Here is a 24,734-nt window from a genome sequence, read left to right as displayed (position 1 = left end):
AGGGCGCGGCAACAATGCCAGAAAACCGGCCATGGAAAATCTGCACCTCATCCTCTTCATCGCCGCGACCTTCCTGCTTGCCGGCTTCGTCAAGGGGGTCATCGGGCTCGGGCTGCCGACCATCGCGGTCGGCATTCTCGGCGTGGTGATGGCACCCGCCCAGGCCGCGGCCCTGCTGGTCGTGCCCAACCTCGTCACCAATGGCTGGCAGATCGCGACCGGCCCCGGGCTGAAAGCCATCCTGCTTCGGCTCTGGCCGATGCTGGCGGGCATCTGCATCGGCACCTGGGCCGGCGCAGGCCTGCTGCAGCAGCAGAAGGACGGCTCGGCCACGCTCTGGCTCGGCAGCGCGCTGGTGCTCTATGCGCTGGTCGGCCTGAAGGCAGCCAAGCTGCGCGTACCCGCCCAGGTCGAACGTTGGCTCGGCCCCATCATCGGTATCGCGACCGGTGTCGCGACCGCCGCCACCGGCGTCTTCGTGCTGCCGGCCGTGCCCTATCTGCAGGCGCTCGGCCTCGACAAGGATGAGCTGATCCAGGCGCTCGGCATTTCCTTCATCGTCTCGACGCTGGCCTTGTCCTTCGGGCTGGTCGGAGCCGGCGCGCTGAATATGAGTGTCGCCTGGCACTCGCTGCTGGCGCTGGTGCCGGCCCTGGCCGGGCAAGCGGCCGGCACGGCGATCCGTGCCCGGATTTCCGCCGCGACCTTCAAGATGTGTTTCTTCGCGGGGCTGCTGGCGCTGGGCTGCTACCTGGTGATCAGAGCACTTGGCTGAGCGCGGCCTGAGCTCCCGAATTCGGGGGGCGGCCGGGGCGATAGAGCCGTCATTGTGAGCGCAGCGAAGCAATCCAGGGGCCGTCGAGCGAGACCTTCTGGATTGCTTCGTCGCTCACGCTCCTCGCAATGACGTGAGAGGCCGTGGACGTGAGAGGCCGTGCGGAGAAGTCTCTAGCCGAGCTCCAGCGTGGTCACGCCGAACAATTCGGGAGCGAGCGGGATCGGCTTGCCCCGATACATGCGCGTCGTCTGGAATCCGGGCCGAAGCCCTGCATCCGTCAACAGATCGATGAATTGCTGCCGCGCGGCGGGCACGTCGATGAAGACCTCGCCTTCGACGGAGGATGCCAGATGCGAAACGAGCGCAACGGCAGTCGCGTCATCCAGGGCCGACAGCCCGCCGATCTTCCAGCCCGCGCGGCATTTGCGCATCACGCCATAGCCCGTGACGGCACCCTGCGAGGTCACGACGCGGGCCGAATGCGGTGGCATGAGCCAGCGCCCCAGAAAGGCCTCCCGTGGCTCCGGAAAGCTCCTTCGATCGAAGGCCATGGTTTGGGGCAAGAGTTCGGCGGTGACGATGCTCAGATTGCGACGATCGACCGGCTGGCCTGCGAAAGCGCCACCGAAACGGATGGTGCGGTAGGCCGGCGCAAAGCCTTTCCGACGGTAATTCTCGAATTGCTCATCGACCCCATCGAGCCCGATCGTGCGCCCCGCGAGCCGCGCCATGCCGGCATCCCAGACTGCTTTGCCATGACCCTGGCCCCGCATGTCCTCGCGGCTGATATAGAGCCCGATGAAGCCATAGCTCGCCCCATAGGCGACGGCCGCGATGGCGGCGACCATCTCGCCATCGACGAAGGCGCCGATGAAGCCTTCGGGATCGGTCACTTGAAACGCCACGGCGTCGTCGAGGCCTGGATTCCAGCCCTCAGTGGCGGCCCAGTCGATGAGCTGCTCGACCTCGGCCAATACGAGCGTGCGGATGTGGCGCTCGCTCATGCGGCCGCCCGCGGTTGGGGAATCTGCATAGACCCATTCTAGAGCGTTTTCGAGCGAAGTGGACACCGGTTCGCGTGAAGAAAACGCGTTAAAACGAAGAGCAGGAGCTGTCGATCGATCCACCTGGATCGGAAACCGCTCTAACGTTGCACGTTAAGCGCTGCATAGATCCGGCCCGTCGGCCTTCGGTGACCTCGTTTCAAGTCCGGCTCGGCTTTCAGAGACGCGCATGACCAGAGACGCGCATGACGCTGCATCGAGCTCAGAGCGACGATCGGGCTGGAGGCCTGGATCTGCGCTGATAACCACTGTCCAACGCACAGGCTTCGACTTCGTCAGCCTTGATGATCGCCTGCGCGGTGGTTACGGCCAGCACGGCATTGCGCATACGCGCAAGCGCGTTTTGGGCGCTGAGTGCGCTTGTTTGAAAAAGCGCCCGTGTGGCAATCGCCGCCGCATCAGCGGATTGGCTGAAGCGCGCGCTTTCGTAGAGATTTGTTTCGCGCCGCAGCCTTTCCAGCGCTTTGTCGTGCTCGGTCAGGATCATACTCAATGCGCGCTGACAGATGCTCAGTCTTTCCGTGTCGTCCATGAAGCACCCATGTTTCAGTCCGGCGAGAAAGGGCGCGCAGTCGGCAGGCGCCCAGCCTGCTTGAGGTTCAAAACTCTTCCCATCCAGCATCATTGGCGCGTCCGTTGACGGCGCGCTTGGCCGGTGCGGAAGCGCGCGTCGGGGCCGGAGCGGATCTGGCTGGAGCTTCCGCCCTGGCCTGGCCGAAGGCGGCCTCGGCGAGCTTGCGCAGGCGCGCCGGCTCCGAGCCATGACCGGCCGGGGCCGCCCTGACTGGCGCCGGGGCGTAGCTGGCCGGTGAGGCAGCTGCGCCCTCCGGCCCCGTCCTGAAGGCGGCGACGAGGTCATTGAGCTGGACGATGCGGCCCGAGAGCGAACCGGCCGAGGCTGCGCTCTGTTCGGCAAGCGCCGCATTGGCCTGCGTCATCTCGTCGAGATGGGCGACGGCCTGGCTCATCTCGTCGATGCCGTTGGCCTGCTCGCCCGAGGCCGCCGAGATCTCGGCGATGGTGGCCGCGACCTTTTGCGAGGCGGCCAGGATCTGGGTCAGGGCGTCGCCGGCCTGGCGCACCAGCTTGACGCCCGCGCCGACCTCCATGTTGGAGGACGAGATCAGGCCGGAGATGTCCTTGGCGGCAGCACCCGAGCGCTGCGCCAGCGTGCGCACCTCCGAGGCCACCACGGCAAAGCCCTTGCCGGCATCGCCGGCGCGCGCCGCTTCCACCGCTGCGTTCAGCGCCAGCAGATTGGTCTGGAAGGCGATGTCGTCGATCACCCGGATGATGTCGGAGATCTTCTGCGAGGCGCTCTCGATGCGCGCCATTGCAGCGACCGCTTCGGTCGCGATCGTGCCGCCCGACTGCGCCGCCTGCATCGCTTCGGTCGCGATCGCAGCCGCCTGCTTCGAGGCCTGGGCCGAGGCCTTCACCGAGGCTGCGAGCTCCTCGGTCGTCGCTGCGGTCTCCTCCAGCGACGAGGCCTGCTCCTCGGTGCGCTTCGACAGATCGTCGGCGCCCATGGTGATCTCGCGCGCCGCCAAGCCGACATCCGCAGAGGTCGTCTGGATCGTGCGCACCGTCGTGGACAGGCGGTCGACGGTGGCGTTGATGCTGTCCTTCAGCGAGCCCAGCACGCCCTGGTAGCCGCCCTTGACCGCATGTGTCAGATCGCCGTTTGCGACGGCATCCATCACCTCGGCGAACTCGCCAGTCGCCTGTTCGACAAGTGCCGAAACATTGTTCAGGCCGATGGCGATCTCGCGCACGAAGCCTTCCTTGCCCGAGAGCGGCAGCCTTGCCGAAAAATTCCCCTGCTGGGCTGCCGTAACGACGGCCGCGACCTCGGCCTCGCCGAGCAGCTCCGCCGTAACGTTGCGCCAGATGAGCGTGTGGCCGATCTTCACGCCATCGGCTCCACGGACATAGGCCATGTCGACCAGAACGACTTCGCCGGCGATGTCGTAGCGAACCTTGCGGACCTCGTCATTGTCGACAAGCAGCTTGCGGGCCAGGTTAGAGTTGGCGCGGTAGCAGTCGAGATGCCGGCCGAGCATCGCGTCGACGGAGAAATCCGGATCGGCTTTGCAGAAGGTCGGCTCGAGCCGCTTCAGCAGAGTCGCCAAAGAGGCGCTGATGAAGGAGATGTTCTCGTCGGGATCGGTGATCATCAGCATGCTTGGCGACTGATTCATCGCCGCTACGGTCAGCGCGGTGCGCTCGGCTTCCGCCTTGCCGCGATCGACCGCGCGGGCGATCTCACCGATCTCGTTGGCGAGCCCGACATGCGGCACGGGAGCCGCATAGTCGTTCTGCTGGAAGCGACGCAGCGTCGCGATGATGTCGGCGATCGGATTGCGGATCGTGCGGACGAAAGCCAGAGCCACCGCCATCGCGGCGATGGCTCCGGCCGCAGCGATCAGCAGGTCGCGCAAAATCTTGCTCTTGAAGCCATCGATGCGGGCTTCGATCAGACGCGTCAGCTCCTTATGCGTTCCAAGCCACAAAGCGTCGGCAGACTTCGCCACGGCGGCTGTGGCCTGGTCGACATCAGGCTTCAGAAGCGGGCTGGGCCGATCGCCGGCCAAAGCCGCGCGCAGGCTGTCGACGAGCTTTGTCTCGCGCGCTGTCGCCGCATCGAATTCGGCTATGGCTGCCTTCAACGCCCGGCCGAGCGTGCCATCGACATTGCCGTCGATGCTTGACTTGACCGAGGACTGAACCGCGGCGAGCGCGATGCTGAAGCGTGTCGCGGCCTGGACCAGGGCATCCTGATGTGCCGCCGTCGGCTTGGCTGCCGCGCCGCCGAGATAGGGCAGCAGCGCGGCCGTCAAGGTCGCCCGGGCAACCACCAGCTCCGGCAGCCGCACGGCCGCAACATCCATCACGTAATAGGAATCGACATCGGGATCGAGCGTCAGGTTGGAACCGTCGGCGATCTTCTGGATGGCGCCCTGACCAGCCTCCCAGGCCTTTAGCCGCGCCTTCGGGTCCGCCAGAGCCTGCTTGAATTCGATAACCGCCTCGCGCGCCTTGAACCGCTCCGAGGCCGCCTCCACCGCAGCAACTCCGGCCAATGCGGCATTCCAGCCGACCGAGCCGGCATCAGGCTGCGTCGCACCCGACAAGGCCAGCCAGAGATCCTTCAGGACCCCTGCACCATCCAGCTCAAGCGATGAAAAGGCGATGTCCTTCCTGACCTGCTGAACGAACAGAAAGGTTATATGCCCCATAGGAATCATCAGCAATGCCATGATCACAGCGATCTTTGTGCCAACGCTCCACGAAATCGGCTTGAAAAGCGACAGTCGCATCGCAGCTACCATTACAGTTATTCTTACTTGCGGGGCGGGCGCCCTACCCCATCTACCCGCTTCAATCTCTTAACGATCAGTTCTTCCGCTACCCTATTGGAACGGTGTTTGATCTAGATCAAACGTCTTCAGCCTCTCGACGTCATGGCGTATCGCGCGTTTTTTTCGACCGGCAGTGGATTGCCGCCGGGATGTTTAACCGGTGTTTCCTGCGGGATTACTGGAATTGGAGGGATCTTGTTGCAGATCCGCTGATCGAACGCGGCTTTCGAGCTTGAATGGCGTACAATTAAGCTGGTCGCCAAGCCGCAGCCCGAACCTTCGGCGGGACGCAATATGTTGCTCTCCTGACATCTGAAATGACGTCTCGCAAGGTCGCCAGAATCCAGTCGCCAGCCTGCCCATCTGATACACGACGTCTTATGCGTCACTTATGCTCGACCAGATCTCCCCAATAGCAATCTTACGCATCGGCGACCGATCATCCGGGCTCCCGCAGGAGGTTGCGATGGTCACCTATGAAACGCTGCTGCGCCGCGGCGAACCCATTTGCCGGGCGACGCCGCAATCTCGACGCGACGACGGAGCAAGTCGGGACCTGCTGCACACATTTGTTCTGCTGGCGCTTCTGGCCAGTATCGTCGGCTTCCGTGCTTGGCTGAACATGCCGCATTGAACACGCGGCAGGCGCTTCTCGCCAAAATCAGGCGTCCCAGCAGCACCATCAAGACATCCTTGACAGAGCAGCTCCGCCCGCACCCGCTTGATGCAGGTGTCTATTTCGATCGCGCCGAGTAAAATTCGAAGCGATCGAAAGCCGGATGTGTCACGGCGTCGCCTGTTGCAGCAACGGGGACTGCTGCAACAGCGAGCAGCCCATCGCGGCGATGCTCAACCAGAGCACTTCATCCCATTGATTGAGCGCATGCAGCGTGAAGCGCTGCCCTTGCATCACGGCCGTCACCGCCGTGATCATTCCGTAGAGCGCCAGCAACCCGGACAAGGCCAAGAAAAATCCCGATTTGCCGAACAGCGCCAGCACGGCGGAAACAGAAACCTTGAAAACGAACCTGCCAACAAGACCGCGGGCGATCGGGTCGATACGGGCGATCATCGGATTGAGCTCCTCAACGGCCAGAGGCGTCATGGCGCCCCCATCACGGCGCTCCAATATCCACGCCAGCCGGCCCGAATACCGAGATTGCCCCGCTCTCGCATCGTGCTTCCATTCGATTGCGAGGCGGAAAGATAAGGATCGCATCAAGATGATCCTGCCGATGGTCGCCGCCCTATCTCCGCTTCCTGAAGAACTCCCGCAGCAACCCCGCAGCCTCGCTTTCGCTCAAGCCGCCATAGACCTCCGGCGCGTGGTGGCAGGTCGGGCTGGCATAGAGCCTGACTCCGTTCTCGATCGCACCACCCTTGGGGTCGCCTGCACCGAAATAGAGCCGGCGGATGCGGGAAAAGGAGATCGCGGCGGCGCACATCGGGCAGGGTTCGAGCGTGACGTAGAGATCGCAACCGATCAATCGCTCGCTGCCGATCTCCTCGCAAGCCAGACGCAGCACCAGCATCTCGGCATGGGCGGTCGGGTCCTTCAGCTCCAGCGTGCGGTTTCCCGCGCTCGCCAGCACGACACCCTCGCGCAGGACCACCGCCCCGACAGGAACCTCGCCGCGCGAGGCGGCCGCTCGCGCCTCCATCAGGGCGAGCGCCATGCCGTCCACGCCATTTGCCTTCGCCTGCACCATCAAAAACCCTGCTTTACCGCTCGCGAGCGGCAAGGCGCTCTGCTACAAGCGCCGGCTATCAGTCAGCGTTCCGTCCGGCTCGATTGTGCCGGTCGGGGACGCGCGCGACATCAAATATTTGAGCATCGGCCTTTCGCGAAAGTGCATTCCACTTCTGCGGACCATGCTTCGGAGCGATCATGAGCGACGACAACAACCAGAAAAGCCGTGGCCCGCGCAAGGGCGGCGGCGCCGGCGGCCGCGGTGGCGGCCAAGGCGGCGGCCAAGGTGGCGGCAAAGATGGCGGCTCTCGCGGCGGCGGTTTCGGGCGTGATGGCGCGGGTCGCGGGCCTGCGCGCTCCGGCTCAGCCAGTGGCGAGCGCAAGCCATTCCGCAGCCGCCCCGAGGGGGGCGAGCGCCCGGCCCGGGCCACGTCCGAGGGCGGCGAACGCCCCCAGCGTCGTTTCGACAAGCCCGCCGGCCAGCGCGATGGTGCTCCGCGCCCGCCGCGCGCCGGTGCCGAGCGTCCGTTCCGGGCCAGGCCCGAGGGCGAGCGAGCGCCCTATCGTGAGCGCAGCAGCGAAGATCGCCCGAGCCGCGGTGCCAGCGGCGGGGCCGAGCGGCCCTTCCGCGCCAGGCCCGAGGGCGAACGCAGCGCGAGCCGGCCACCCCGTGAGGGCGGCGAGAGGCCGTTCCGCGCCAGAACCGAGGATGAGCGCAGCTCCAGCCGTCCGCCCCGCGACGGCGCCGCACCGCGTGGCAAGAGTTTTGGCGGCAAGAATCTGGGCGGCAAGAGCTTCGGCCAGCGTGACGATAAGCGTTTCGAACGGCCCCGCCGTGAAGACGCCGCCGCCGAGCCCAAGCTCCTCGCTTCGCTTGCCGCGCAGGAACCCGAGCGCATCGCCAAGGTGATGGCGCGGGCCGGCGTCGCCTCGCGTCGCGACAGCGAGGCGATGATCGCGGAAGGCCGCGTCAGCGTGAACGGCAAGGTGCTGGAAAGCCCGGCGCTCGATATCGGCCCCAATGACGTCGTGCTGGTCGATGGCGAGCCCTTGCCGGCGCGCGAGCGGACGCGGATGTGGCTCTACCACAAGCCGCGTGGGCTGGTGACGACGAACCATGATCCGGAGGGGCGGCCGACCGTGTTCGACTCGCTGCCGGAAGAGCTTCCGCGCGTGCTCTCGATCGGCCGGCTCGACATCAACACCGAAGGCCTGCTGCTATTGACCAATGACGGCGGTCTCGCGCGCATGCTGGAGTTGCCCGAGACGGGTTGGCTCAGGCGCTACCGCGTGCGCGCCTTCGGCTCCGTGACGCAGGACAAGCTCGACACGCTGCGCGACGGCGTCACCATCGAGGGCATTGCCTACGGCCCGATCGTCGCTCGCTTCGAGCGCCAGCAGGGCTCGAACACCTGGCTCGTGGTCGATCTGCGCGAAGGCAAGAACCGCGAGGTCAAGACGGTGCTCGAGCATCTGGGCCTCGACGTGAATCGCTTGATCCGGGTCTCCTTCGGCCCGTTCCAGCTCGGCGACCTGCCCGAGGGCGAGGTCGACGAGATCCGCTCGCGCGTGCTCAGGGACCAGCTCGGCGAAGATCTGATCGCGAGGGCCGGCGTCGATCTGGAGGCGCCCCGCCGCGACGAGATGCCGGCGGCGCCCCCGCGCGCGCCCAGCGGCGACGACCGGCCGCGCCGGCGTGAGGCAGGCGACCGCGACGGCAAGCCCGAGCGGGAGCGCTGGCAGAGCGACGCCGTGCGCACGCCCTCCAAGGACGACCGCAGCGAGAAGCCGTGGAAACGCACCGTCTGGCGCGATGCCGAGGCGGAGCCGCAGCGCGAGCGCAAGGCGCCGCCACGCCGTGGCGCCGATCCCAAGATCGAGCGCCAGACGCGCGAGGCCACCGGCGAGGTGGTCCGCCGCCGCGACAAGGCGATCGAGGATCCCAATGGCCGCCGCGTGCTGGTCGAGCGCGTCAGCGCCGCGCCCCGCGAGGAAAGAGCTTCGCGCGCGGAGCGCCCGGCCCGCGAGGGCGTCAATCCCAAACGCCGGCCAGACCGCCTGCCGCGCAGCGAGCGCGGCTCGGCCGGGGGGCGCCCGCCACGCACACAGGAGCGCGCGAGCGGCGGCGAACGCCCGGTCCGCCGCCCACGCGAAGAGGCCGGTGGCCGCGACCGCGCCTCCGAGCGCCCCTGGCAGGATGCAGCGCCGCGCCAGGATGCGGCATCGCGCAGCGAGCGTCCCGAACGCGCGCCCCGAGACGGCAGCGAGCGTCCCGCGCGCCGATCCACCGAGCGCAGCGGCGATGAGCGTCCGCGCGGCCGCAACTTCGGTGACAAGCCGGGCGGTGCGCCCAAGAGCTATGCCGCGCGCTCGAGCGAGCGGCCGGCTGGTCGCAGCGCGGGCGGCGAGCGCAGCGGCGGCAAGCCCTTTGGGGCCAAGCCCTCCGGCGGACGCCCCTTCGGTGGCAAGCCCGGCGGCGGTCGCCCGGGAGGCGGCGGCAAGGGTCCGCGCCCTGGTGGCGGTGGACGCGGCAAGCGTGATTGAGGGCTGAAGCGATGAGGATCGTCGGCGGACGCTTCGGCGGGAGGCCGCTCGCCGGCCCCAAACCGGGGATCGGGACGATCCGCCCGACCTCCGACCGCTTGCGGGAATCGCTCTTCAACGTGCTCGCCCACGCCTATGACGACGTGGTCGAGGGCGCGCGCGTGCTCGATCTCTTCGCCGGCACGGGCGCGATGGCGTTCGAGGCGCTCTCGCGCGGCGCTGAATTCGCATTGCTGGTCGATGACGGTACCGAGGCGCGCGGCTTGATCCGCGAGAACCAGATGAATCTCGGCCTCGCCGGCCATAGCCGCGTCTTCCGCCGCGACGCCACCAAGCTCGGCCCGGCGAGCCCGATGCCGCCCTTCGGGCTGGTGTTCTGCGACCCGCCCTATCGCAAGGGCCTGGGCGAAAAGGCGCTGGTCTCGGCCCAGCTAGGCGGCTGGCTGACGCAGGACGCGCTCATCGTGCTGGAAGAGGCGGCGGGCGTGGAGATTACCGTGCCGGAAGGCTTCGCCGTGGTCGAGCGTCGTGACTATGGCGAGACGCAGGTGGTTCTGCTGCGGCTGGGATAGGATATCGGCCCGCAAGGTCGATCCTGTGCCAGAAGCTGGAGCGCTTCATCCTGTGGGCGCAATTTGACCTCCTCCAGATCAGCCCTCAGGAAAAGCGAGCTTGAGGCCGTCTCGGATTGCGAGGTCTGGATGCTGCGACTTCATTATTACCCCGGCTTTATCAGCCTCGCCGCCCATATTGTTCTTGAAGAAATCGGGGCAGAATACGAACTTTCATTCGTCAATCTGCACAAAGGTCCGAGCAACAACCCATCCTATCGCGCCTTGCATCCTGATGGGCTCGTGCCTGTGCTGGAAAGCGATGGCCTGGTTCTTTACGAGAGCACGGCCATCATCCTTCACCTGCTTGAGTTGAAGGGAGGAGCAACGCTTATACCTGCGCAGGGTAGCGTGCTCAGGCCGCAATTTTACAAATGGCTTATGTGGCTTGCGACCGCGCCGCACGCGAACTTGTCGCTCTACCTGCACCCCAACAAGGTCGCCGTCTCCGTCGAGGCGCAGGCGGAGATCAAGCAGGCCGCAGAGCAGCGCGTGAATAGCCAGTTCGATCGCCTGGAAGACGAGCTGGCGCGCCACGGCGGCCCGTGGTTCCTGGGTGATACATACTCGGCTGTCGACGCCTACTTGTTCACCCTCGCGCGCTGGTCTCGCGGTATGCCCCGGCCCGCCACCAGCCGATCGCATTTGGGGGCGTATTTGCGACGCGTGATCGAGCGGCCAGCCGTTCAGCGCGCCCATGCGCAAGAGCACATACCGCAGCCATGGCTATGAGACCGAGGCCCGTATGACGCCGGAAGCGTTGTTCCGTTCTTATAAGATCGCGACCTGATCCTCACCGCCGCCCGAACAGCTTCTCGATATCGGTGAGCTTCAACTCGACATAGGTCGGCCGGCCGTGGTTGCACTGGCCTGAATTGGGCGTGACCTCCATCTCGCGTAGCAGCGCGTCCATCTCCTCGGGGCGCATGCGGCGGCCGGCGCGCACCGAGTTGTGGCAGGCCATCGTCGCCAGCACATGGTCGAGCCGGCGTTCGAGCGAGCCCGGAATCGAGGAGATCTGGCCGTGCTCGGCCAGCGCATCTGCGACATCGCGCACGAGCTTCTGGAGATTGCCGCCGGCGAGCTGGCTCGGCGCCTCACGAACCAACACCGCGCCGGGCCCAAAAGCCTCGATGCCGAGCCCCAGCGTCGCGAGTTCGTCGGTCGCCGCATTCAGGCGATCGGCATCGACGGGATCGAGTTCGACGACCTCCGGCAGCAGCAGCGCCTGCCGGGCGATACCCGACTTGGCGCGCTCGGCCTTCAACCGCTCATAGACCAGCCGCTCATGGGCGGCATGCTGATCGACGATGACAACGCCCTCACGTGTCTGGGCGACGATATAGGTCTCATGCAGCTGCGCCCGCGCCGCGCCGAGCGGCCGGTCGAGCGCATCGGGAGCGGGCTCGGCAGCATGCGCGCGCGCATCGGCGGAGGGTCCAGCGAAGCTCTCGAAGCCCGCCTGGGCCGCCTCGCCGAAGCCGGCGGCGGGCCTGGGCCATGCCGGCGTTTCGGGAAAATGCGGGCGCGGGACGGAAGCACTCCCATTGCCCGCGAACACCGCGCGAAAGGCCTCCAGCGTCCGCGCCCCGCCGGTCGTGGTGGCGCGATGGCCGGCCTCGGCCAGAGCCGCCTTCAGCCCGGAGACGACAAGGCCGCGCACCAGAGCGGGATCGCGGAAGCGGACCTCGCTCTTGGCCGGGTGGACGTTGACGTCGACGAGGCGCGGCTCGCAGGCGACATCGAGAAACAGCACCGGATGCCGATCGGAGGGCACGACATCGGCATAAGCGCCGCGCACAGCCGAGAGCAGCAGCTTGTCACGCACCGGCCGGCCGTTCACCGCCAGATGCACCCCGGCCGAGGTGCCGCGATGGAAGGTCGGCAGGCCGGCAAAGCCCGTGACGTGGAAGCCCTCGCGCGCCACATCCAAAGGCAGTGCATTTTCCGGGAAATCGCGCCCGAACCCGCGCGCCAGCCGGCGCAGCATGCCATCCTCGCCGTGCGCCTCCGCCGGCCAGTCGAACCCGGTGACGTGATCGCCGTCGAGTGCGAAGCGGATCGTCGGATGCGTGATGGCGAGCCGACGCAACATCTCCGAGACGGCCTGCGCCTCGGCGCGATCGCTCTTCAGGAATTTGAGCCGCGCCGGAGTGAAGGCGAAAAGATCGCTCACCTCGATGCGCGTTCCTGCCGCCGCAGCGACCGGCCGCACCACGCCCTTCTCGCCAGCCTCGACGACAAGCCCGTGGCCATGGGCGGAATCATGCCGGCGGGTCGCGATCGAGAGCCGCGCAACCGAGCCGATCGAGGGCAAGGCCTCGCCGCGAAAACCTAGCGACTTGATCGCGAAAAGGTCGCCATCGGGCAGTTTCGAGGTGGCGTGGCGCTCGACCGCCAGCGCCAGATCCTCAGGCGACATGCCGGAGCCGTCATCAACAACGCGGATCAATTCGCGCCCACCGGCCGCTATCGTGACCGAAATCGCGCGCGCGCCGGCGTCGATCGCGTTCTCGACCAGCTCCTTCACGGCAGCCGCCGGCCGCTCGATCACCTCACCGGCGGCGATGCGGTCGACGAGAACGGGATCGAGGCGGCGAACGGTCATGGCGCTCCATCAGTCATTCCGGGGCGGCTCGCAGAGCCGAACCCGGAACCTACGACCGGGCGAGCCGATCATGCGCTTTCAGGTTCACCCGGTCGTAGGTTCCGGGTTCTTCGCCCTGTCTATCCTTGGGCCGACCGAAGGTCGGACCCGAGGGCGAAGCCCCGGAATGACAAGGTAACGGCGACTCAGCTGCGCCCCTCAGCAAGATAGTGCTTGGCGAGGAGTTTCGCTTCCTCGACCGCCGGCTGGTCGAACGGGTCCACACCCATGGCATAGCCGGTCAGGACCGTCTCGAGCATGAAGTGCATCAGCACCTCGCCATGGATGGTCTCGTCGATCTCATCGACATGGAAGCGGCGCACCGAGCAGCCGTTCCTGGCGAAGGTGTCGATCATCGCGACGCCCTGCGCGGCCACGAGGTCGCCGATCGTCTTGCCGGCGAAATCGTCCTGGCCGATCTTGCCGGCCAGTTCGGCATCGATCCTGGGACCCTTGCCCTTGGCGCCGACCGTCAGCACCGTGAAGAACTTGTCCTTCGGGCCGGCGAGATAGAGCTGCTGCTGCGAATGCTGATCGACCGGGCCGAGCGCGCCGACAGGCTGCGTGCCCTGCCCGTCCTTGCCCAGGCTCTCGGCCCAGAGCTGCATCCACCAGCGCGTCAGCAGCGCGAATTTGTCGGCATAGGGCATCAGAACGGCGATGTTCTTGCCGGAACGCATCGCGGCGAGATGCAGCGCCGCTCCGACCGCGGCCGGCGTCTCGCGCACGCTCTTGCCCGCCAGGACCGGCGCCATGGCCTTGGCGGCGCCGGCACGCAGGGCCTCGATGTCGAGACCGAGCGCGGCGGCCGGCAACAGGCCGCAATTGGTCAGCACCGAATAACGCCCGCCGACCCCGGTATGGTGCTCGAGGAACGGCACGCCGAAGGGCTCCAGCAGCGCGCGCAGCGGATGCAGCTTGCCGGGGATCGCCGGCTCGGACAGGCCCTGGAAACGTTCGCCGATCTCGGCATCGCTGAAGCCTGCGGCGCGCAGGGCGCTGATCACCGCTATGCTCTGCAGCAAGGTCTCGCCTGTGCCGCCCGACTTCGAGATGGCGACGAATTTCGTGGTCTTGAACGGCAGCTTGGCGAGCAGCTGCGAATAGGTGTCAGGGTCGAGATTGTCGATGAAGTGGACGCGCGGCTCAGGCGCGAAACGCGACAGGCCGGAGATGCCGTAATCGGCGAGCTGCGCCAGCGTCTGGCCGCCGAGACTGGAGCCGCCGGTGCCGAGCACGAGGATATCGGTCGCGCCCGCCTTGAGGCGCTTCGCCGCGGCATGGACCGGCGGCAGATCGGCAGTGTCTGCGGGCAGGCCGAGCAGCGGCAGCGAATGATCCCGCGCCTGGCCCTGCAGCCGCACTAGGGCGGGAGCAAGATCGGCCAATGCCTGCTCGAAAGCGGCATCGGGAATGCCGCCCTTGCCGACACCGGATTCGAGCGCGAGATCTAAGCTTTGCTGCAGCATGGTGATGAAGTCCGTCGCTGTGCCTAAGGGAAAGGACGAGAGGGTTCAGACGAGGCCGACTGGCCGGCCGACAGCCTGCACCAGCAAGCGCGGATCGCCGAACAGACGCTTGGCCACGCGGCCGATATCGGCAAGCGTGACCTCGGCGAAGAGCCGGTTGCGCTCGCTCAGGAACTCCGGCTCGAAGCCGTTGACGGCGAGGCTGAGCAGTTCGGCCGCGATCTTGGGCGAGGTGTCGAAGCGCAGTGGATAGGAGCCGATGATGTAGCGCTTGGCCTCTTCGACCTCATGCTCGCTCGGCCCCTCATTGGCGAGCTTGGCCATCTCCTCGCGGATGACGGCAAGCGATTCCGCCGCGCGGTCGTTGCGCGTCGCGGTGCCGCCGACGAGCATGGCGCTCTCGCGCAGGGGCAGCAGGCTGGAGGAGACGCCATAGGCGAGGCCGCGCTTCTCGCGCACCTCGAGGAAGAGGCGGGAGGTGAAGGCCGAGCCGCCGAGAATATGGTTCAGCACGCTGCCCGCGATGAAATCGGGATCGTTGCGCATCAATCCCGGCCCGACGAAGCGCAGCACGGTCTGGGGTACATCGAGATCGATGACATGGGTCTGGCCAAGCCCCTGGATCGGCAATGGCGCGCCCGGCAGAGCGCGCGGCTTGCCCTCGGGCAAGGCGCCGAAGACCTGGTCGAGGCGCTGCGCCAGTTCGTCGGCGGTGATGTCACCGACCACGACGATCTTGAGGCCGCCGCGGCTGAGCAGATCGCGGGTGAGCGTCTTCAGCCCTGCCGCCTCAAGTTTCGAGACGCTGTCGATATCGCCCTTCTCGGGCCGGCCATAGGGGTGGCCGGGATAGGCCGCCGCATAAAGCGCATTGCGGCAGAGCGTCTCGGGGTTCTGCGCCTGGCGCTGCAGTCCGGCGACGATCTGCGACTTCACCCGCGTGACCGCGTCGACGTCGAAACGCGGCGCGTTGAGCGCCAGCGCCAGCAATTCAAAAGCGGTATCGCGATGGCGCGACAGGGTCTGGAGCTGGCCATGGAAATCGTCGCGGCGCGCATCGAAGCCGAGGCTGATGGCGTGGTCGGCCATCTTGCCCTGGAAGGCCTCGGCATCGAGATCGCCCGCGCCTTCGTCGAGCAGGCCGGAGATCATATAGGCGCTGCCGGCACCGTTCGCGGGGTCGCGGGTCGCGCCACCGTCGAAGGCGAAGTCGATCGCGATCAGGGGCAGGCTATGCTCTTCGACCAGCCAGGCCTCGACTCCGGCAGTGGAGCGGACTTTCTGCACGGAGACTGAGGGGCCAGCGGTCGCGGAATGGGCAACGGGAATGGGCGCGTTCATGTCGCTTCCTGAAAACGGGACGTGATGCCCCGCCCGGTTGAAAGGAGGGCAAACGGTCAGGCGACCGGCAGCAAAAGGCCAGTGACCGAGCGGTCGGGCCGGAGATAACGGCGCGCCGCCTCGACGACCGCCTCGCGCGGAACCGCCTCGATGCGCTCCGGCCAGGTCAGCACATCCTCGACGGTCTCACCGACGGCGAGCGAGGCCCCGAAGATGCGGGCGAGCGAAGACTGGCTGTCGCGCGCGAAGATCGTCTCGGCAACAAGCCGGGTGCGGGCGCGTGTCAGTTCGACCTCACTGGGCCCTTCCGCCAGGAAGGTCGCGAGTGCGGCATCGAGGCCAGCTTCAAGCACGGCCATCTCCACGCCCGGGCGCGGGCTGGTCGAGACCTGGAAAGCCGAGCGATCGACCATCGAGCCCATGAAATAGGCGCTGGCGCCGGCGGCGAGCTCCTGCTCAACGCAGAGGCTGCGATAAAGTCGCGATGTGGTGCCACCGCCAAGGATTTCTGCAGCGAGCTCCAGCGCGAAGACCTCGGTCCGATCGCCGCTGAGATAGGTCGGCGTCAGCCAGCCCCGGCGCAGCGAAGGCTGGTGCACGCGCGGATCGCTCAGCGTGACGCGGCGCGCCGCGCGCGGATCGGGCTCGGCTGGACGCTTGCGGGAGGGCGCCTCGCCGCGCGCGGCGATCTGGCCATAGGTCGCCTCGGCAAGCTCGCGCACCTCCTTCGCCTCGACATCGCCGGCGACGACCAGGATCGCATTTTCAGGCGTGTAGAAGCGCTGGTAATAGGTGAAGGCGTCGTCGCGGTTCAGCTCCTCGATCTCGTGCTCCCAACCGATGATCGGCGTGCCATAGGGGTGATGCACGAACAGCGCCGCGGAGAACTCCTCGCTGAGCTGGGCCGCCGGATCAGAATCGACGCGCATGCGGCGCTCTTCGAGCACGACGTCGCGCTCGGGCCCGACAACGCTCTCATCGAAGGCGAGCCCGGTCATCCGATCGGCCTCGTAATCCATCATGGCGCGCAAGTGCTGCTTCGGCACACGCTGGAAATAGGCGGTGTAGTCGTAGGAGGTGAAGGCGTTCTCCTGCCCGCCGAAACCGGCGACGATCTTGGAGAATTCGCCGGCCGGCCAGCGCGCCGTGCCCTTGAACATCAGATGCTCGAGGAAATGCGCAATGCCGGACTTGCCCGCCGGATCATCGGCCGAGCCATTACGGTACCAGACCATATGGGTGACGACCGGGGCGCGATGGTCGGGCACCACCACGACCTCAAGGCCATTGCCGAGCCGAAACGACTCGACAGGCGCGCTCATGCGGGTCGGCGGGATATGGATCGTCATCGCGGGACCGTGGGTTGGCGGCAGGGCATCAACCCCATATAGGCCGCCATCCCCCAGAGAACCAGACGCGACGCCCGTCTCAGTTCAGCGCCGGCAGGGTCGGCATGGGCGTACCCTGAACAAATTCCTTCTGCCCCAAGGCTTGCGTATCCTCGCGCGGGCCATTCCGGCCAGGTCCGACCGGCGCCGTCCCGGCCGGGCGACGATAGCCGACCGGCGGCTCGTAGAGATATTTCCGCTCCGGCTCGCTGCCATAGGTCAAGCTCGCCAGATCCTCGGCGTTCTTGCCCGCGGCAATGTCGCGGCCGGTGCGGATCGGGGCGATGTTTTCCTCATAGGTCTTCGACTGCTGCGGCTGGAACGGCCGGCTGTCGCGGCCGCCGACACGGCCCTTTTGCAGCTCTTCCTGGCTCAGCAGCGGGCGCTGATTGTCCTTGTATTTCTCGCGTTCGGTCGCGGGCACCAGCGCGCGCGCATCCTCGGCGCGACGCCGGGCAATATCGGGATCGTTCGGCCAGGCGGCATTGCGCGAACTCGCCGGCTCCTGCGGTCGCGGCAGGGTCGAACCGGGAGGCACCACGAGCGGCGGCCGCTGCCGGTATTCGATGTCGCTATTGGCCTTGCCGCCGATGACGCCCTCCATCAGATTCTTGAAGAGCATGCCTTCCTGCGCGAAGGCGGGCGAGGTCGCAAGCAACAGCCCACCGGCCAGAAGCCAATGCGTCACGCGGATGCGATGAGCCATCTCAAACCTCCCTCGGGATTTTTTCATCCCCACTTCAACCTCAGGCGCGCGGCAAAACGATGGCGAAGCGCGCATCATGCCGGCTTATCCGGGCTGGAACGGAAGGACTCATATAGCAGAGCGGCCACGCCGACAACGATCGCCGCATCGGCGACGTTGAAGATGTACCAGCTGAAGCTGCCGTGATGCAGGTGCACGAAATCGACGACAGCGCCATAGACCGCGCGGTCGAGACCGTTGCCCAGCGCCCCGCCGACGATCAGCGCCAGGCTGACGACGGTCAATCGCCGCGTCTCGCGCCACATCCAGCGCCCGAGCCAGATCGCGGCGACGAAGGAGATCACGACCAGGAACCAGCGACCGAGGTCGCCATCCTGCTGGAACAGGCCGTAGGAGATGCCGCGATTCCAGGCGAGCACGATCTCCATGAAAGGCGCGACCTCGAAAGGGCCGTTCTCGGCCAGCCGAACCCCGAAGAGCAGCCAGAGCTTGAGAGCCTGATCGAGCCCAAAGACCAGGGCGACGATGAAGATGCCGAGGCGGCGCGCCGGCATCATCGCGCGCGCTGCCCAAGCTCGCGCAAGGCCTTGGCGTCGCGCGGCGTCACCTCCGGATAGGCCGGATCGGCCAGAGCGGGATCGAAATACTTCCAGGAGCGAGCGCATTTGACGCCCGGCGCCCGCGCGGAGACGACCGCGACGCCCGGCACATCGGCCAGGCGGAAGGCGTCCTGCGGCCCCTCGTTCGCGCTGATCGCGATGCCCGAGGTGATGCTGATCTCAGCGAGATCAACGCCCGAGAGCGCGGCCCTCAGATCGGGATCATCGATATAGACCTTGGGCGCGGCCTCCAGCGAGGAGCCGATGCGCTTGCCCGCCCGCTCCAGCTCCAGCGCGCCGGTAACGACGCGGCGGACACGGCGGATCTTGCTCCAGCGCTCGGCGAGCTCGGGATCGAGCCAGCCTTCAGGCGCTTGCGCGAAGAGTTCGAGATGCACCGAGGCGTCCATAGCCTTCTGCTCGGGATAGCGCTCCAGCCAGGCCTCTTCCGTGGTGAAGACCAGGATCGGCGCGAGCCAGGTGGCCAGGCAACGGAAGAGATGGTCGACGACCGTCAGTGCGCTCTTGCGGACATGGCTCGACAACGGATCGCAATAGAGCGCGTCCTTGCGGATGTCGAAATAGAAGGCCGAAAGCTCGGTGTTCATGAACTGCGAGAGCAGATTCACCACCTTCTTGTAGTCGTAGGTGCGATAGGCCTCCTCGACCTGCGGTCCGAGCTCGGCGAGCCGATGCAGCATCAACCGCTCCAGCTCCGGCATGGTCTGCGGCTCGTTGACCCGGATATCCTCGCTGAAATGGGCGAGCGTGCCGAGCATCCAGCGCGTGGTGTTGCGTAGCTTGCGATAGGTCTCGACGAAGGTCTTGAGGATCTCTTTGCCGATGCGCAGATCGTCGGAATAATCGGCCGCCGCGACCCAGAGGCGCAGGATGTCGGCGCCCGAATCCTTGATGATGTCCTGCGGGGCGGTGACGTTGCCCTTCGACTTCGACATCTTCTCGCCCTTCTCGTCGAGGCAGAAGCCGTGGGTCAGGACGACATCGAAGGGCGCCCGGCCGCGCGTGCCGCAGCTTTCCAAGAGGCTCGAATGGAACCAGCCGCGATGCTGGTCGGAGCCTTCGAGATACATCACCCGGTCATTGCCGCCATCGCCGCGCCGGCGAGCGCGCAGATCCGGGCGCTTCTCCAGCGTGAAGGCGTGGGTCGAGCCTGAATCGAACCAGACGTCGAGGACGTCGGTGACGCGCTCATAGGCAGCCGGGTCGTAGCCGAAGGGCTTCAGGAAGCGTGCGCCATCCAGGTCGGTAAACCAGGCGTCGGCACCTTCCAGCTCGAAGGCATTGGCGATCGCGGCATTGACCTTGGCATCGACCAGGATTGCACCCGTCTCCTTCTCGACGAAGACGGTGATCGGAACGCCCCAGGCGCGCTGGCGCGAGACCACCCAGTCGGGGCGGTTGGCGATCATGCCGTTGATGCGGTTCTCACCAGCGGCGGGCACCCATTGCGTGTCCTTGATCGCACCGAGCGCAACCTCGCGCAAAGTGCGATTGCCCAGGCTCTCGATCGCCTTGTCCATGGCGATGAACCATTGCGGCGTGTTGCGGAAGATGACCGGCTTCTTCGAGCGCCAGCTATGCGGATACTGGTGCTTCAACCGACCGCGCGCGACGAGGTGGCCGCTGGCGGCAAGGGCCTTGATCACGGCCTCGTTGGCGTCGCCCTTCTCGCCCTTGTCGGTGATGACCTGCTTGCCCTCGAAGCCTGGCGCATCCTTGGTGAAGCGACCATCGGCATCAACGGTGTAGGGGATATGGGTCTCGATGCCGCGCTCGGCCAGCATCCGGCCATTAGCCATCCAGACGTCGAAGTCCTCGCGACCATGGCCAGGCGCGGTGTGGACGAAGCCTGTGCCGGCATCGTCGGTGACATGGTCGCCGTCGAGCAGCGGCACGTCGAAATCATAGCCCTGGCCGCGCAGCGGATGAGCGCAGGTCAGGCCGGCGAGCTCATGGGCAGATACATCCGAAACCAGCTCGAAAGCCTCCACTTTCGCCGCTTTGAAGACGCCTTCGGCGAGGTTCTTGGCGAGCACATAGCTCGCGCCGACCTTGGCCCAATTGCCTTCGGGCGCTGCGGTGATGCGGTAAAGCCCATAGGCGATCTTGTTGTGGAAGGAGATCGCGCGGTTGCCGGGGATCGTCCAGGGCGTGGTCGTCCAGATCAGGATCGAGGCATCAGCAAGGCTGCCAGCAGGCGCGACGACCGCAAACGCCACGAACACCGTGTCGCTGACATGCTCCTCATACTCGACCTCGGCCTCGGCCAGCGCGGTCTTCTCGACCACGGACCACATCACCGGCTTGGAGCCGCGATAGAGCTGGCCGGTCTCGGCGAACTTCATGATCTCGCGGGCGATCTGCGCCTCGGCGGGATAGGCCATGGTGAGATAAGGGTCGGCCCAATCGCCCTCGACGCCCAGGCGCTTGAACTCCTCGCGCTGGATATCGACCCATTTCTCGGCGAAGGCGCGGCATTCCTTGCGGAATTCGACGACCGGCACGTCGTCCTTGTTGAGGCCCTTGGCGCGGTACTGCTCCTCGATCTTCCATTCGATCGGCAGGCCGTGGCAGTCCCAGCCGGGCACATAGTTCGAATCGAAGCCGAGCATCTGCTGCGAGCGCGCAACGAGATCCTTCAGCACCTTGTTGAGCACATGGCCGATATGGATGTTGCCATTGGCGTAGGGCGGGCCGTCATGCAGCACGAAGCGGTCGCGCCCCTTCGCGGTGGCGCGCAGCTTCTTGTAGAGGTCGATCCTGGCCCAGCGGGCGAGCAGTTCCGGCTCGCGCTGCGGCAATCCCGCGCGCATAGGGAACTCGGTCTGGGGCAGGAACAGCGTCTGGGAATAGTCGACGGCTTCGGTCTTGTCGGCGGCTTTGTCGGTCATCTCGGGTCCGGCTCGGGCAATGCGGACAAGCGGGCCATTCGAGGCTGGCGCGGCGCTGGTCCATCGTGAAACTGGGAAGCGATGGTCACCCCGGCTTGCGCAAGCGCCCGCGCGTCAGCGCAGGGCGGCAGCCGGGCCCGTAATTCGCCGGAGGTCTATGAACGTGGCGCGATCAGCAAGCATCTGCGGCTTCTAGCAAACGCGGTCTACGGAAGGAAGGGCGGCGTTTTCGCCAAGATGTCGCGCGCTCCCACGCTATCGGCATCCATCTGCACGATCAGCGCCTCGAGCGTATCGAACTTCGCCTCGCCGCGCAGCCAGGAGACGAGCGCGACATCGACCTGCTTGCCATAGAGATCGCCGGAGAAATCGAAGACGAAGGTCTCCAATCGCGGCGCACCGTCGTCGAAGGTCGGGCGGCTGCCGAAGCTGGCGACGCCGTCATGCCAGACGCCGTCGATCTTCATCCTGACCGCATAGATGCCGTAGCGCAGCTTGCAATCGCGGGCGAGGTGCATGTTGGCGGTCGGATAGCCGAGATCGCGGCCGCGCTTGTCGCCATGGGCAACGACACCGCGCACGAACCAGGGCCGGCCCAGGAAATCCGCCGCACGGGCGACATCGCCGGCCTCGAGCGCGATACGGATCAATGTCGAGGAGACCGGCTCGCCAGCCCAGGCATAGGGCGGCACGACCGCGACGGGCACGCCCCGCACTCCAGCGCGGGCCTGCAGCATCTCGGGCGAGCCGGCGCGGCCCTGGCCGAAATGGAAGTCATAGCCGCAGACAAGCCCGGCCGCCCCCAGCTTGCCGAGCAGCAGATCATCGACGAAGGCCTCGGCGCTGATCGCCGCGATGCTGCGGTCGAAAGGCAGGATGAAGGTCAATGGCAGGCCGGCCTGGCCGAGCAGCTCCAGCTTCAGGGCCGGCGGCGTCAAACGGAACACCGGCTGATCGGGGCGGAAGACGCTGCGCGGATGCGGCTCGAAGGTCAGAGCGGCGGCTTTCGTCCCACGCTCGGTCGCCATCGCGACCGCGACGCGGGCAAGCTCGACATGGCCGCGATGGACCCCATCGAAATTGCCGAGCGCCAGGACCGCGCCGCGCAGCGCGTCGGGAACCGGTTTCTCGATGTCGAGAACGAAGGCGGCATGTACGTCAGCAGGCTGCACGTCGGAAAGCTGCGCGTCGGCAGGCGGCGCATCGGCGGGAAAGGTCATCGATCGCAAGCGTCCGGGCGCCCGAGGAACCCGGGCCGGAGCAGTGTTTGGCCTCAAGGCCGCAGAGGCGTCAAGGCCAAGCCCTTAACTCACCCAAGCCTTTAGCTCACACAAGCCTTGTATCTCGCAGTTGCCTCAGAGCTTCCGCGCAGGCGGCAGCGCAACCCATGCCTCGCCCTCCAGCACGGCCTTGCCATCGACCAGGCATTCGCAGAACAGCCGCGCCCGCCTGCGCTCGGCCACCAACTCCACCACCTCGACACGGGCGGTGACGACATCGCCGATCTTGACCGGCGCAAGGAAGGTCAGCGTCTGCGAGAGATAGACCGCGCCCGGCCCCGGCAGGCGCGTGCCGAGCAGCGCCGAGACGAGGCTCGCGGTCAGCATGCCATGGGCGATGCGCTGGCCGAACTTGGTGTTGGCGGCATAGCGGTCGCAAAGATGGATCGGATTCGCGTCGCCCGAGAGATCGGCAAAAAGCGAGATGTCGCGCTCCATCACGGTGCGCATCAGGCTCTCGTTCTGCCCGATCGACAGATCCTCGAAGGCATGAACCTGATAAAGAGAGCTGGTCATCGTCCTGGTCGTCCCGGTGCTCCGGTCTGGCGCCTCGGCGCGACCCGGTTTCTATCTCGCATTTGCGAAAGCCTGTCACAGCTGCCCGGTTTCGACCATTGAACTTTGGTGATCACCGGCCATTGCAGCCGGCAAAACGGGAAATACCGTTGGGTCACTTCGGCATTGGATTAACCGCTTTGAAACGCCGCAGGCCTAAGACAGTCGATCCATGGCCGCCCGCTAGAGACGGCACGCAGCCTGGGTATCGCCCCGCCCTGCGAATTTGATGCTTGGAGCACCATAATGGCTCTCGACCCCTCCATGCCGATCCTGGTGGTCGATGATTATCAGACCATGGTCCGAATCATCCGCAATCTCCTGAAGCAGCTCGGCTTCGAGGATGTCGACGATGCATCCGACGGCTCCGCGGCGATCGCCAAGATGCGCGACAAGAAATACGGGCTGGTGATCTCGGACTGGAACATGGAGCCGATGACCGGCTTCGAATTGCTGCGCCGCGTGCGCGAGGAAGACGCGCTGTCGCAGACGCCCTTCATTATCGTGACCGCTGAATCCAAGACCGAAAACGTCATCGCCGCCAAGAAGGCCGGCGTGAACAACTACATCGTCAAGCCGTTCAACGCTCAGACGCTGAAGACCAAGATCGAATCGGTCTGCGCGGCCTGAGCGCGCTTCGAACCCGAGCCCTCATCCTGAGGAGCCACGGAGTGGCGTCTCGAAGGATGCTCCGGGAGGCTCCTGTACAGGCTGGATCATCCTTCGAGACTAAGCCTGCGGCGCGCCTCAAGATGAGGGCTGTATAGAGGCACCCTCTCACCACACCAGATGCGGCAATGCGTAGTCCGGCCGGTGGCTCTGCTCGGCGAACCAATTATGCCTGTGCTCCCAGGACGCCTCGAGCAGGTCCTGCGCATGAATCCCGGCCAGCACCATGACGCTCGTCGCGCCAAAGCCATTGGCTCCGGCGATGTCAGTGCGGATCGCATCGCCGATGCCGCAGATGCGTGATCGCTCGGCCGGCACGCCACGCTCCCGCTCCATGATCGCGACCGCCATCTCGTAGATCGGCTGGTGCGGCTTGCCGGCATAGATGACCTTGCCGCCGACCTCTTCATAGGCGAGCGCGATCGAGCCCGCGCAAGGCACGATACGCCCTCCCCGATCGACCACCAGATCGGGATTGGCGCAGATCAAGGTGAGTTCGCGCCGGGCGAAGTCGGCCAGCATGCCGGCATAGCTCTGCGCCGTCTCGGTCTCGTCGTCGAACAGGCCGGTGCAGAGCACGTAATTCGCCTCCGCCGGCCCGACGCGCGGAGCATCCAGCCCGGCGACCAACGGCAGGTCGCGGTCGGGGCCGAGCATGAAGACAGGCTCGCCGGCGCGCTCTTGGATCAAGGCGCGGCAGACATCGCCGGAGGTCACGATCGCGTCCCAGGCGTCCTTCGGCACGTTGAACCCGGCGAGCTGGCGCTCGATCTCGGCGCGCGGGCGCGGCGCGTTGGTGACGAGGACGACGAAGACGCCGCGCTGCCTTGCAGCAACCAGCGCCTCGACGGCGCCGCGATGCGCCACGACGCCGTTATGGACCACGCCCCAGACATCGCAGAGGCAGAGATCGAACCGGTCGGCGATCTCGGAAAAGCCGGTCAGGGCCGTGGTGGCTTCGCTCTTCGATGGCAACAAGTCGTGGTCACTCCGGATGGCGGCGGCAGGTTCTATCGCCTGAAAGAAGATTTTACCGCCTGAAGGAAAAGCATGATGCCGGAAAATGACAACCGCTTCTCGGCGTCGGGCTCTTATGCACCGATGAGACTTGCACCGATG

The 24,734-nt window shown here is 66.2% G+C and carries 21 protein-coding genes; 6 read left to right on the top strand and 15 right to left on the bottom strand.

What is annotated here, in order from left to right; genetic code table 11:
- The first annotated feature begins 31 nt into the window (after positions 1–31).
- Complete coding sequence (locus ACSQ3P_RS23230) at positions 32–775, top strand: sulfite exporter TauE/SafE family protein (protein ID WP_436167852.1); 744 nt, start codon at positions 32–34, stop codon at positions 773–775.
- A gap of 173 nt (positions 776–948) precedes the next feature.
- Here ACSQ3P_RS23230 and ACSQ3P_RS23225 read toward each other — a convergent pair whose 3' ends face one another.
- The 3 genes from ACSQ3P_RS23225 to ACSQ3P_RS23215 all read right to left on the bottom strand — a co-directional run bounded on the left by ACSQ3P_RS23225 (position 949) and on the right by ACSQ3P_RS23215 (position 5,081).
- On the bottom strand, positions 949–1,782 hold the full coding sequence (locus ACSQ3P_RS23225; protein ID WP_436167851.1) for a GNAT family N-acetyltransferase: 834 nt from the start codon (positions 1,780–1,782) through the stop codon (positions 949–951).
- A gap of 262 nt (positions 1,783–2,044) precedes the next feature.
- The gene (locus ACSQ3P_RS23220; RefSeq protein WP_436167850.1) at positions 2,045–2,467 is read right to left on the bottom strand and encodes a hypothetical protein; all 423 of its coding nucleotides are present in this window, start codon (positions 2,465–2,467) and stop codon (positions 2,045–2,047) included.
- On the bottom strand, positions 2,442–5,081 hold the full coding sequence (locus tag ACSQ3P_RS23215) for a methyl-accepting chemotaxis protein (RefSeq protein ID WP_436167849.1): 2,640 nt from the start codon (positions 5,079–5,081) through the stop codon (positions 2,442–2,444). The genes ACSQ3P_RS23220 and ACSQ3P_RS23215 overlap by 26 nt, the downstream gene beginning before the upstream one ends.
- Positions 5,082–5,670: 589 nt before the next feature.
- Between ACSQ3P_RS23215 and ACSQ3P_RS23210 the strand changes: the two genes are divergently transcribed.
- A complete protein-coding gene (locus ACSQ3P_RS23210; protein ID WP_436167848.1) occupies positions 5,671–5,838 on the top strand; it encodes a hypothetical protein in 168 nt (55 codons plus the stop codon).
- Between the two features lie 150 nt (positions 5,839–5,988).
- Here ACSQ3P_RS23210 and ACSQ3P_RS23205 read toward each other — a convergent pair whose 3' ends face one another.
- Together ACSQ3P_RS23205 and ACSQ3P_RS23200 are read right to left on the bottom strand one after the other, a co-directional pair.
- Entirely contained in the window at positions 5,989–6,309 is a 321-nt protein-coding gene (locus ACSQ3P_RS23205) for a hypothetical protein (protein ID WP_436167847.1), read from the bottom strand.
- 142 nt (positions 6,310–6,451) lie between these two features.
- Positions 6,452–6,913, bottom strand: coding sequence for a nucleoside deaminase (locus tag ACSQ3P_RS23200; protein ID WP_436167846.1), 462 nt, complete (start codon positions 6,911–6,913; stop codon positions 6,452–6,454).
- 761 nt (positions 6,914–7,674) lie between these two features.
- Here ACSQ3P_RS23200 and ACSQ3P_RS23195 point away from each other — a divergent pair.
- The 3 genes from ACSQ3P_RS23195 (at position 7,675) to ACSQ3P_RS23185 (ending at position 10,781) form a co-directional block, all read left to right on the top strand.
- Positions 7,675–9,438 carry a pseudouridine synthase gene (locus tag ACSQ3P_RS23195; protein WP_436168041.1) on the top strand — a complete coding sequence of 588 codons (1,764 nt, stop codon included), beginning with the start codon at positions 7,675–7,677 and terminating at the stop codon, positions 9,436–9,438.
- An 11-nt stretch (positions 9,439–9,449) separates the two neighbouring features.
- The gene (gene rsmD / locus ACSQ3P_RS23190; RefSeq protein WP_436167845.1) at positions 9,450–10,010 is read left to right on the top strand and encodes a 16S rRNA (guanine(966)-N(2))-methyltransferase RsmD; all 561 of its coding nucleotides are present in this window, start codon (positions 9,450–9,452) and stop codon (positions 10,008–10,010) included.
- 129 nt (positions 10,011–10,139) lie between these two features.
- Positions 10,140–10,781, top strand: a complete 642-nt coding sequence (locus ACSQ3P_RS23185) for a glutathione S-transferase family protein (RefSeq protein ID WP_436167844.1) — start codon at positions 10,140–10,142, stop codon at positions 10,779–10,781.
- 61 nt (positions 10,782–10,842) lie between these two features.
- On the opposite strand, the gene mutL is transcribed toward ACSQ3P_RS23185, so the two are convergent.
- From mutL to ACSQ3P_RS23140, 9 genes are all read right to left on the bottom strand, one after another.
- Positions 10,843–12,657: a DNA mismatch repair endonuclease MutL gene (gene mutL / locus ACSQ3P_RS23180; RefSeq protein ID WP_436167843.1), complete on the bottom strand. Its 1,815-nt coding sequence runs from the start codon at positions 12,655–12,657 to the stop codon at positions 10,843–10,845.
- 185 nt (positions 12,658–12,842) lie between these two features.
- The gene (locus tag ACSQ3P_RS23175) at positions 12,843–14,165 is read right to left on the bottom strand and encodes a glucose-6-phosphate isomerase (RefSeq protein ID WP_436167842.1); all 1,323 of its coding nucleotides are present in this window, start codon (positions 14,163–14,165) and stop codon (positions 12,843–12,845) included.
- A 45-nt stretch (positions 14,166–14,210) separates the two neighbouring features.
- A complete protein-coding gene (locus ACSQ3P_RS23170; RefSeq protein ID WP_436167841.1) occupies positions 14,211–15,506 on the bottom strand; it encodes a M16 family metallopeptidase in 1,296 nt (431 codons plus the stop codon).
- A 56-nt stretch (positions 15,507–15,562) separates the two neighbouring features.
- Positions 15,563–16,855 (bottom strand): M16 family metallopeptidase, encoded by a 1,293-nt coding sequence (locus ACSQ3P_RS23165; protein ID WP_436167840.1) that lies wholly within the window; start codon positions 16,853–16,855, stop codon positions 15,563–15,565.
- 79 nt (positions 16,856–16,934) lie between these two features.
- Positions 16,935–17,600: a hypothetical protein gene (locus tag ACSQ3P_RS23160; RefSeq protein ID WP_436167839.1), complete on the bottom strand. Its 666-nt coding sequence runs from the start codon at positions 17,598–17,600 to the stop codon at positions 16,935–16,937.
- 74 nt (positions 17,601–17,674) lie between these two features.
- Complete coding sequence (gene lspA, locus ACSQ3P_RS23155) at positions 17,675–18,154, bottom strand: signal peptidase II (protein WP_436167838.1); 480 nt, start codon at positions 18,152–18,154, stop codon at positions 17,675–17,677.
- Complete coding sequence (ileS, locus tag ACSQ3P_RS23150) at positions 18,154–21,111, bottom strand: isoleucine--tRNA ligase (RefSeq protein WP_436167837.1); 2,958 nt, start codon at positions 21,109–21,111, stop codon at positions 18,154–18,156. Before ileS ends, lspA begins: the two co-directional genes overlap by 1 nt.
- A gap of 206 nt (positions 21,112–21,317) precedes the next feature.
- Positions 21,318–22,331: a bifunctional riboflavin kinase/FAD synthetase gene (locus ACSQ3P_RS23145; RefSeq protein WP_436167836.1), complete on the bottom strand. Its 1,014-nt coding sequence runs from the start codon at positions 22,329–22,331 to the stop codon at positions 21,318–21,320.
- 135 nt (positions 22,332–22,466) lie between these two features.
- Positions 22,467–22,907: a MaoC family dehydratase gene (locus ACSQ3P_RS23140; RefSeq protein ID WP_436167835.1), complete on the bottom strand. Its 441-nt coding sequence runs from the start codon at positions 22,905–22,907 to the stop codon at positions 22,467–22,469.
- A 285-nt stretch (positions 22,908–23,192) separates the two neighbouring features.
- Between ACSQ3P_RS23140 and ACSQ3P_RS23135 the strand changes: the two genes are divergently transcribed.
- The gene (locus ACSQ3P_RS23135) at positions 23,193–23,576 is read left to right on the top strand and encodes a response regulator (RefSeq protein ID WP_069690084.1); all 384 of its coding nucleotides are present in this window, start codon (positions 23,193–23,195) and stop codon (positions 23,574–23,576) included.
- Positions 23,577–23,723: 147 nt separating this feature from the next.
- Here ACSQ3P_RS23135 and ACSQ3P_RS23130 read toward each other — a convergent pair whose 3' ends face one another.
- Complete coding sequence (locus ACSQ3P_RS23130; RefSeq protein WP_436167834.1) at positions 23,724–24,593, bottom strand: TIGR01459 family HAD-type hydrolase; 870 nt, start codon at positions 24,591–24,593, stop codon at positions 23,724–23,726.
- Positions 24,594–24,734 lie beyond the last annotated feature (141 nt).

Origin of the sequence: Allobosea sp. LjRoot9 (assembly GCF_964252745.1) — a bacterium.
Classification (GTDB): domain Bacteria; phylum Pseudomonadota; class Alphaproteobacteria; order Rhizobiales; family Beijerinckiaceae; genus Allobosea.
The sequence above is the reverse complement of the archived record's forward strand: the minus strand, read 5'-3'. Positions and strand labels throughout refer to the sequence as shown.

What these genes read in the sequence shown, in the direction of transcription:
- ACSQ3P_RS23135 (WP_069690084.1), top strand. Translation starts at nt 23,193, where the DNA reads ATGGCTCTCGACCCCTCCATGCCGATCCTGGTGGTCGATGATTATCAG.
- ACSQ3P_RS23165 (WP_436167840.1), bottom strand. Translation starts at nt 16,855, where the DNA reads ATGACGATCCATATCCCGCCGACCCGCATGAGCGCGCCTGTCGAGTCG.
- ACSQ3P_RS23210 (WP_436167848.1), top strand. Translation starts at nt 5,671, where the DNA reads ATGGTCACCTATGAAACGCTGCTGCGCCGCGGCGAACCCATTTGCCGG.
- ACSQ3P_RS23140 (WP_436167835.1), bottom strand. Translation starts at nt 22,907, where the DNA reads ATGACCAGCTCTCTTTATCAGGTTCATGCCTTCGAGGATCTGTCGATC.
- ACSQ3P_RS23145 (WP_436167836.1), bottom strand. Translation starts at nt 22,331, where the DNA reads ATGACCTTTCCCGCCGATGCGCCGCCTGCCGACGCGCAGCTTTCCGAC.
- ACSQ3P_RS23170 (WP_436167841.1), bottom strand. Translation starts at nt 15,506, where the DNA reads ATGAACGCGCCCATTCCCGTTGCCCATTCCGCGACCGCTGGCCCCTCA.
- ACSQ3P_RS23205 (WP_436167847.1), bottom strand. Translation starts at nt 6,309, where the DNA reads ATGACGCCTCTGGCCGTTGAGGAGCTCAATCCGATGATCGCCCGTATC.
- ACSQ3P_RS23230 (WP_436167852.1), top strand. Translation starts at nt 32, where the DNA reads ATGGAAAATCTGCACCTCATCCTCTTCATCGCCGCGACCTTCCTGCTT.
- ACSQ3P_RS23225 (WP_436167851.1), bottom strand. Translation starts at nt 1,782, where the DNA reads ATGAGCGAGCGCCACATCCGCACGCTCGTATTGGCCGAGGTCGAGCAG.
- lspA (WP_436167838.1), bottom strand. Translation starts at nt 18,154, where the DNA reads ATGCCGGCGCGCCGCCTCGGCATCTTCATCGTCGCCCTGGTCTTTGGG.
- ACSQ3P_RS23185 (WP_436167844.1), top strand. Translation starts at nt 10,140, where the DNA reads ATGCTGCGACTTCATTATTACCCCGGCTTTATCAGCCTCGCCGCCCAT.
- ACSQ3P_RS23160 (WP_436167839.1), bottom strand. Translation starts at nt 17,600, where the DNA reads ATGGCTCATCGCATCCGCGTGACGCATTGGCTTCTGGCCGGTGGGCTG.
- ileS (WP_436167837.1), bottom strand. Translation starts at nt 21,111, where the DNA reads ATGACCGACAAAGCCGCCGACAAGACCGAAGCCGTCGACTATTCCCAG.
- ACSQ3P_RS23215 (WP_436167849.1), bottom strand. Translation starts at nt 5,081, where the DNA reads ATGGGGCATATAACCTTTCTGTTCGTTCAGCAGGTCAGGAAGGACATC.
- mutL (WP_436167843.1), bottom strand. Translation starts at nt 12,657, where the DNA reads ATGACCGTTCGCCGCCTCGATCCCGTTCTCGTCGACCGCATCGCCGCC.
- ACSQ3P_RS23175 (WP_436167842.1), bottom strand. Translation starts at nt 14,165, where the DNA reads ATGCTGCAGCAAAGCTTAGATCTCGCGCTCGAATCCGGTGTCGGCAAG.
- rsmD (WP_436167845.1), top strand. Translation starts at nt 9,450, where the DNA reads ATGAGGATCGTCGGCGGACGCTTCGGCGGGAGGCCGCTCGCCGGCCCC.
- ACSQ3P_RS23200 (WP_436167846.1), bottom strand. Translation starts at nt 6,913, where the DNA reads ATGGTGCAGGCGAAGGCAAATGGCGTGGACGGCATGGCGCTCGCCCTG.
- ACSQ3P_RS23220 (WP_436167850.1), bottom strand. Translation starts at nt 2,467, where the DNA reads ATGATGCTGGATGGGAAGAGTTTTGAACCTCAAGCAGGCTGGGCGCCT.